The 8334-nt window shown below is 34.6% G+C and carries 9 protein-coding genes; 8 read left to right on the top strand and 1 reads right to left on the bottom strand.

Features of this window, described 5'->3' with window-relative positions; all coding sequences use genetic code 11:
• On the bottom strand, nt 1-104 hold a 104-nt coding region (locus I2F54_RS12885; protein ID WP_195501402.1), incomplete at its 3' end, for a DUF4494 family protein.
• A gap of 381 nt (nt 105-485) precedes the next feature.
• On the opposite strand from I2F54_RS12885, the gene I2F54_RS12880 reads away from it, so the two are divergent.
• From I2F54_RS12880 to I2F54_RS12845, 8 genes are all read left to right on the top strand, one after another.
• Nucleotides 486-1001, top strand: a complete 516-nt coding sequence (locus I2F54_RS12880; protein WP_195501401.1) for a UpxY family transcription antiterminator — start codon at nt 486-488, stop codon at nt 999-1001.
• Nucleotides 1002-1804: 803 nt separating this feature from the next.
• The gene (gene pseB / locus I2F54_RS12875; RefSeq protein ID WP_118047796.1) at nt 1805-2827 is read left to right on the top strand and encodes a UDP-N-acetylglucosamine 4,6-dehydratase (inverting); all 1023 of its coding nucleotides are present in this window, start codon (nt 1805-1807) and stop codon (nt 2825-2827) included.
• Complete coding sequence (locus I2F54_RS12870; RefSeq protein ID WP_118047795.1) at nt 2824-3567, top strand: cytidylyltransferase domain-containing protein; 744 nt, start codon at nt 2824-2826, stop codon at nt 3565-3567. Before pseB ends, I2F54_RS12870 begins: the two co-directional genes overlap by 4 nt.
• A 3-nt stretch (nt 3568-3570) precedes the next feature.
• Entirely contained in the window at nt 3571-4749 is a 1179-nt protein-coding gene (locus I2F54_RS12865; protein WP_118047794.1) for a DegT/DnrJ/EryC1/StrS family aminotransferase, read from the top strand.
• Between the two features lie 6 nt (nt 4750-4755).
• Complete coding sequence (locus I2F54_RS12860; protein WP_118047793.1) at nt 4756-5817, top strand: N-acetylneuraminate synthase family protein; 1062 nt, start codon at nt 4756-4758, stop codon at nt 5815-5817.
• Nucleotides 5802-6401, top strand: a complete 600-nt coding sequence (locus I2F54_RS12855; RefSeq protein WP_229097185.1) for a YdcF family protein — start codon at nt 5802-5804, stop codon at nt 6399-6401. The genes I2F54_RS12860 and I2F54_RS12855 overlap by 16 nt, the downstream gene beginning before the upstream one ends.
• On the top strand, nt 6383-7012 hold the full coding sequence (locus I2F54_RS12850) for a hypothetical protein (RefSeq protein ID WP_118047792.1): 630 nt from the start codon (nt 6383-6385) through the stop codon (nt 7010-7012). Before I2F54_RS12855 ends, I2F54_RS12850 begins: the two co-directional genes overlap by 19 nt.
• Nucleotides 7013-7053: 41 nt before the next feature.
• Nucleotides 7054-8331 (top strand): lipopolysaccharide biosynthesis protein, encoded by a 1278-nt coding sequence (locus tag I2F54_RS12845; protein WP_118481650.1) that lies wholly within the window; start codon nt 7054-7056, stop codon nt 8329-8331.
• Nucleotides 8332-8334 lie beyond the last annotated feature (3 nt).

Below are 8334 nucleotides of genomic sequence, written 5' to 3'. Positions count from 1 at the left end.
CTGAGTGCGTCTACCAGATAAGGTTCGGTAACTTTCTTGTTCATTCCGTTTTCCATTGTTTTCTCGTAACGGATTTTGCACTCAAACCATGTATGCATTGCCATAATTTTCTGATTTTTAGTTAGTGTTTTTAATTAATAAATTAATTGCTTTCTTCTTTCTGTCATTCTGCGACTTATTGAAGAATCTCTTTCCCGTTTATATTGGAAAGGGTGTACAAAGATAAACGAAAAAGAGGAAAAATGTTCGATGTATGTGAAAGAAGATTATGTTAATGCAAAACTTTTTATCTATTAAATATTTTGTAGTTCCATACGGAGTGTTTATCTTTGCCCTTGCAAAACGAGCTAATCGTGGACGAAAATTCTATTCTTGAGATGAGAAATGTAGTGGATGCTACATTCGGCGGAGCCATAAAAGAAACTCTGCTATAATGAAATCATAAAACGCTTATTACTAAACTATTAATAATTTATTATTAGCATTTGTTAACTACGTCGGATCATAAGCATTGGCATGCTGTTTATGTTCGTCACAATACCGAATTTAAGGTAGAAACGTGGCTACGTGAGCAAGGAGTAGAAGTCTATTTGCCTGTGCAGGATGTATTTCGGGAATATGCCGGAAAGCGTGTGAAAGTGACAAAGCCGGTAATTACCGGTATGGTGTTTGTCTGCCTTTCCCGTTCCGAACTCTCTGTAGTAGAACAAGCACCCAACGTTCATCATTTCTTTAGTAAACGTGGCACTAATGCCCCTCTTGTCATTCCCGACCAACAAATGGCGGACTTCCGCTTCATGGTCGACCTCTCCGATACTTCTATTTTAATGGTTAATGAACCGATTGCTCCGGGAACTATGGTTATTGTGGCAAAAGGAAGTATGCAGGGGGTACGAGGCGAAATGGTGAAATACGAAAGTAAATATTACATAGCTGTAAGATTGCAGGAGTTGGGATGTGCGTTGGTTAGTGTACCGGTGAGCTATGTACGGCGCGGGTGATAAGAATATTGTATGTTTACGTTGGCACATCGTATGAAGTATGGATAATGATTTAATAATGTTAAGATGAAAAAACTATAATGAGTTTAAAGGGAGTATAAAGCTAACTTTAAATTTTGGAGATGTTAACTTTATAGATATTGGAAAATTAACTTTAACTTTATGTTAAAGTTAATTTAATCCTTAACAATAAATTAATATGATATACGGTACTTCTGACTAAACAGATACCCTTGTCCAATTTATTTTTTAAGAATATTTATTAAGCTAGTGAGATTTCCATTCAAAGCCGATGTCTCAATTATTGTCTTGTACAGTAGATAGAACTCTTCTCAAATAATATGTAGAAGAAATATCTGATGGGCAGAATTCTTGCTAAAATAAATTAGTGGTTAGTGTTATAAGAAACAAATGCTCAATTATTCTGCATAATATTTTTATTTGATTGACGATTCAATTATTGAAAGGCTCATACAGTCTTTGGTAGATGAAAGGAAGGAATTCCCAGTTCTTCGGTAGTAATAGGGAGGCAAAGGTATATCGGCCGTGACTATATAATTATCTTGATCTGCAAAACACAAGATGTATCTGCATTGGAATACTCCAAACAACTGTTGGTGAAATTGTTAAAAGTTTCAGGGAGTATGAGGACTTATTGCCATTGAAGCAAGTAGTAATAAATACTAAAAAACAGTTCAACTTTTGATTTAACTTATAGTAAAACCACCTTGTGGCAATTTTACTTAGATGATACATCCAAATTGGTTGTTAACTTATTTTTTGATTTCTAATCTATATATTATATGCTTAATAACAAATCTGTCTTAATAACTGGAGGAACTGGTTCCTTCGGTAAAAAGTTTGTGGAAACCATTCTTCGTGATTATCCGCAAGTAAAGAAAATCATAATATTTTCTCGTGATGAACTGAAGCAATTTGAACTGAAGCAGAAATATCCGGAGAATAAGTATCCTCAAATGCGTTATTTTATTGGTGATGTTCGTGACCTTGAACGTCTGACTCGTGCTTGTGAAGGTGTAGATGTGATTATTCATGCTGCTGCTATCAAGCAAGTCGATACAGCAGAGTACAATCCCGAGGAGTGTATCAAAACCAATGTGCATGGAGCACAGAACGTTATAAAAGCGGCTTTGGCAACAGGTGTACATCATGTGGTTGCCCTTTCTACAGATAAAGCCTGTGCTCCCATCAACCTTTACGGTGCAACCAAGTTGACATCCGATAAGCTGTTTACAGCAGCTAATAATATCAGTGGTTCTAAGGATATCAGGTTTTCTGTAGTCCGTTATGGCAATGTGATGGGGTCTCGTGGTTCCGTAATTCCTTTCTTTATTAATAAGCGTGATAGTGGAGCGAAAGAACTACCTATTACCGATATGCGGATGACTCGTTTCAATATTTCACTCGAAGCTGGTGTTGCTTTGGTGATGTATGCTATCGGTCATCATTTGGGAGGTGAAATTTTTATTCCGAAAATTCCATCCTATCATATCAAAGACGTAGCAACTGCCATTGCTCCCAATCTGCGGCAGGTGGAAGTAGGCATACGCCCGGGAGAGAAACTACACGAGGAAATGATTACTGTAACTGATGCACTTGATACTATTGATTTAGGTAAATATTATGTAATTCTTCCTTCCGTATCAGATAAGCATAATAGAGAAGAATATATTCAGCATCATAGTGCGGTGCCTGTTTCTGAAGGTTTTCATTATAGTAGTGATAATAATACGGAATGGGAAACTGTTGAGTCTATGCGTAAAAAAATACGTAAATATGTAGATCCGAATTTTGAAGTGAAATGAGAGTTGTAGCTATAATTCAAGCACGCTGCGGTTCGAGTCGCTTCCCTAATAAAGTATTTGCTGATTTGTGCGGTAAACCTTTCATTTGGCATGTGGTTAATCGTTTGAAATTTGTACGTTTACTTGACCATATAGTGTTGGCAACGACAGATAGACCATCGGATGATAAACTGTATAACTGGGCTAAAGAAAATGGTGTGGATGTCTATCGTGGGAGCGAAAGTAATGTTTTAAAACGTTATTATGAAACGGCCAATTATGCGAAAGCGGATGTAATTGTGAGAATAACAGCTGATGATCCTTTTAAGGAACCTAGTCTGATTGATAAGGCAATAAATACACTACAAACAGGCGGATATGACTTTGTTTGTAATAATTGTCCCCCTTCTTATCCAGAAGGGCTAGATATAGAAGTATTTACTAAAGCTGTTTTGGATAAAGAAGAGAAACTTTCTACAAGTAATTTTGAAAGAGAGCATGTGACTCAGTATATTTATCATCATCCGGAAGAGTTTAAGATATTTAATATTTCTAATGTTGGTGAGAATTTATCTTATTTACGTTGGACGGTTGACACGAAGAGTGATTTTCAGATGGTAACCCGTATATATTCATTCTTGTATAAGAATGAATCAGAGATATTTTACATGGATGATATTCTTCAGTTACTTAAAAAATATCCTGAAATAGGGATGATGAATTCGGATGTGACTCGAAGCGAAATGTATAAATCGATATAAATTATGGAAAGAATCAGTAAATTGGAACGTGATTATGTGAATCAGGTTTTGGATAGTGCTTTTGCAACTTCTCTAAATTCTGTATTCAACAACAGATTGGAAAATACTTTTACAAAAAAGTTTAATCAGGCTTATGCCATTGGCCATTGTAATGGTACTGCTACTTTGCATACAGCAGTGGCGGCTTTAGGTATCCAACCTGGTGATGAAGTGATTGTACCAGCTTTAACCATGACTAGTACTTCTTTTGGGGTATTGCATAACGGCTCAATACCAGTTTTTGCAGACAGTGACTTGGATACGTTTGAAATTTCTGCCGAAAGCATAGAAAAGGTCATTACTCCTAAAACTAAGGCTGTCATGACGGTTTCACTTTTTGGTTTAGCTCCGGATTATGACAAAATTTTGGATATTTGTAAACGCCATAATTTATATCTCATTGAAGATAACGCAGAATGTTACCTTGGAAAGTATAAGGGTAAATATGTCGGTGAGTTTGGCGACTTTTCCAGTTTTAGTTTTCAAGCAAGTAAACACCTAACGGCGGGTGAAGGTGGTATGCTTCTTTGTAATAAGGAGGAACTGGCAGACAATGCTCGTCGTTTTAATTGTTTGGGTTATGCTGGTGTAAATGCTAGACAAGGGAAAATTACCAGGAATGATATTCAAGATCCTCAGTATAGTCGACATATTTCATTGGGATTTAATTATCGTATGTCGGAGTTGCAGGCAGCATGTGCACTAGGACAGTTAGAACGTGTGGATGAACTGGTAAGTAATCGCATTGAAGTGGCAAAAATCTTTGATGAAGCTATTAAAGATCAGAATTTGTTGAAAAGGCAAGCAGAGCCTGAAGGATATGTTAACTCATATTGGTCATATAGTATGGTGTTGAGTACTGATTGTCCGGAGAAGGATTGGTATGCTTTTCGTGACTTGTTTCAGGTAAATGGAGGTGATGGTTATTATGCCGCTTGGAAACTCTCGTATAATGAACCTTTGTTTCAAAACCAGATTCAGCATATGCCTGGAGTTTGGCAGAAATATGATGCTAACCTTTGTCCAAATGCAGAATATTTACAGAAACGTATGATACAACTGAAGACGAATTATTGGAATTTGGATGAAGCTAGGAAACAGGCGGAAATTCTTCATAAAACGATTGAACAATTTATAAAGTGATATATTATGGGTTTTTTTAGTAAAGAAATAAAGATTGGCAATAAAATAATAGGCAATACTTATCCCACTTATTTTATAGCAGAAATAGGTGCGAATTTTGATGGTAGTATTGACAAAGCAAAACGTTTAATTGATGCAGCTAAAAATGCTGGTGCTGATTGTGCAAAATTCCAAACATTCTCTACTCCTCTTATAGTATCTGAGGGAGGTTTTTCTCATATGCAGTTGAAGGGAGTTCATGGTTCTTGGGGACGTACGGTCAGCGAAGTGTTTAAGGATGCAGAGTTTCCTGTAGCATGGCATAGAGAGATTGCAGATTATTGCAAGGCTATAGGCATTGATTTTTCTACCTCTCCTTATTTTAAGAAGGCAGTTGATTTATGTGTTGATTTAGACGTTCCTTTTATCAAGATTGGCTCAGGCGATATTACTTGGCTTGAAATGTTGGATTATATTGCTCGTAAAGGGAAGCCTATAATGTTAGCTACGGGGGATGCTACCATGTCTGAAATAGATGAGGCTGTCCGTACCATAGAGGCTGCAGGAAATAAAGACCTGGTATTGATGCAATGTATTACCAATTATCCTTCTAAAATAGACAGTGCTAATGTCAATGTGCTGAAAACTTATCAGTCAGCTTTTGAAGTATTGACAGGCTATTCAGATCATGCCCCCGGACATGTAGTTGCTTTGGCGTCTGTTGTTATCGGCGGTCGTGTTATTGAAAAGCATTTTACTTTAAATAAGACTGATAAGGGACCAGACCATCCGCATTCGATGGAACCTCAAGAGTTTAAATTCATGGTTGATTCTATCCGTGAGGTTGAGCGTGCTATGGGAAACACACGTAAAGAAGTTGTAGCTGAAGAAGGAGAAACTGTTTATGTACAACGTCGTTGTTTATATGCCAAAAATGATATTAAAAAAGGTCATTTTATGACAGAGAATGATATAGATGTACTCCGTCCAGCGTTAGGGATTCCGCCTAAATTTAAGTCTATAGTTATAGGAAAAGAATGTAAGGAAGATATAGCTAAAGGACAACCTTTATTTTGGGAGAATTTTTAGTGATGACAGAGCGGGAAAAAGCTATAGCTTTTATTGATAACGACATTATAAAACCTTCTGATGCTATAATTTTATTAGAAGGGGATGGCTTGAATCGTTATCCTAAGGCTGTAGAGTTATATAATTCTAATATTGCTTCCAATATAGTTTTTAGTGGTGGTATTACTGATTATACATACGGGAGTTTTCCATTTTCTGAAGTTTTACCATATATGCTGGAGGCTGGAGTACCAGCTCAGGTTATATTTCATGAGGATAAATCACTAAATACTCGTGAACAAGCTATAGAAGTTATAAAATTATCTGTTGAAAAGAATTGGAAACGCTTGGTGTTGGTAGCAAGCCATGAGCATCAATATCGTGCATACTTAACTTTTTTAAAGGTGATATTGGATATAGGTAATGATATTATACTATATAATGCACCCGTTCGTAATCTCGGGTGGTTTAAGGACTTGGGGTGGGGAATACGTTGCGAGCGGTTGGAACAAGAATTTATACGTATAGAAAAATATTCTCAATTAGGACATTTAGCAACATATAAAGAAGCAATAGAATACCAACAATGGAAAGAGTTACAATAGAAAAAGCTAAGCGTTTATTTGGAAATAATTTTGTGGGCTTAGAAGAACTAAGGCCTTTATTTGAAAAGATGGAGCTTTCATATGCTTCTGTTCAGGTACCAGTTATTCAATATTCATATGATGAACTTCAGAGGTGTTCAAATGATTATGTTTTAATATTAGGTATACCAGAATTGGATAATACACCTTTGTCAATTCAAACTTTCCGGAATATTTTTGGCGTAGAACCTAATTTGTCAGTACCATGTTTTTATAATCAAGACTGGTATTTAAATGAGGATTTTATTAATAAGACGTTGGAGTTGCGTTGGTATTTATTGAAGAAAGATGTTCTGGAAGAATCTCGTGCTATACAACCCAATGAGCTATTAAATAGTAATGTGGTTTTTCCTGATGCTATTTTATGTGTATATACTTTCTGGGCATATTATTATGCACAACATGTGATACTATGGTGTTATGACTTTATTTGGTGTAATGATACAGACCATAACGGTGATAGGATATATGTTGGTAAATATCATGATATTGATGGTATAAATAAAGACGGATTTAGTATTCATCGGCATTTAACATTGAGAAATTGCTATGGCGCTATAGAAGCTTTATAAAGGATTTATATAAAAATGATCAGATTGTATTATTAAAAAGTATGGGTCTTATTGAATTAAGTATAAGAAAAGTAAAGGGAAGATTGTTAACAAATACTACAGTGAGGAATGGAATAATATTCTCCTTCTTTTCTTTTTTAAATAGTGGAGTCAGTTTTTTGATTCTACTCATTTTAGCTAATTTCCTTTTACCTAATGAGTATGGTGAATTGAATTTATTTAATTCTCTTCTTTCTATTTTGCTTGTTTTGATTTCTTTGAGTTCAGACGGGCTTATATCTATTGACTTTTTTCAAAAAGATATTCAAGGTTTAAGAAAAACAATAAATGCTGTTTTACTTTTATCAATAGGCTCTTTTCTTATATTAACATTTATACTGATTCTTTTTTCAAAAATATTATCTATTGTTATTGGTATTTCTACTTATTATCAGTGGTTGGCATTGTTGGTCTGTTTCTTGCAAAATGTAGCTGCTGTTAATTTAAATATCTGGCGATTGGAAGAAAAACCTTTTTCTTATGGGATATTTAGCTTACTAGTTGTTATTTTTAACCTTTTTTTTACATTGTTTTTTGTTGTTTCATTGCGCTGGGGATGGTCAGGAAGAGTTTACGCTCAAATATTGGTAGGTGGGATTTTTTTTATTATAAGTTTTTTCTTATTAATTAGAGGAGGGTATTTAAAGTTTATTTTGCCAACAAAAAACGATATTAAATCCGCATTACATTTTGGTATACCATTAGTTCCTCATAGTATATCTTTTTGGTTAAAACAAGGATTAGATAAATATGTAATTAATTATTATCATTCGTCTGCAGCAGTAGGCATTTTTAGTTTTTCTATGAATTTTTCAAACATCTTGCAAATTATTGGAACAGCTTTTAATGCAACAAATTCTGTTTTTATATTTAAACAATTATCTAAAAATAGGCAGCAGGCAATACCACTTTTGCGCAAACAGACTAAGATGATGATAATCATATTTGGTTTGATAACTCTATTATTGTTGGTAGGATGCTCTATTTTTCTTCCACTTTTTTTCCCAAGTTATTCAGATGCTGTATATTATTTATTTCCATTATGTGGAGCTTCTTTTTTTTCATGTATATATTTGTTGTTTGTGAATTTCTTGTTTTTCTATAAAAAAACCAAGACTTTGATGATTATAACATTTTCTATTTCATTAATTCATTGTGTTCTATCCTTGTTTTTAACGAAATATTCTATTGAATATACGGCTTATATATCATTGTTTACAAGTTTTCTCACTGCATTATTGGTTTACTTATATAGTCGTAAATATTGTAAACTTTTTTAGTTG

The sequence above is a fragment of the Bacteroides clarus genome, assembly GCF_015555825.1.
GTDB lineage: Bacteria > Bacteroidota > Bacteroidia > Bacteroidales > Bacteroidaceae > Bacteroides > Bacteroides clarus.
This window is presented reverse-complemented; position numbering and strand designations above follow the sequence as displayed.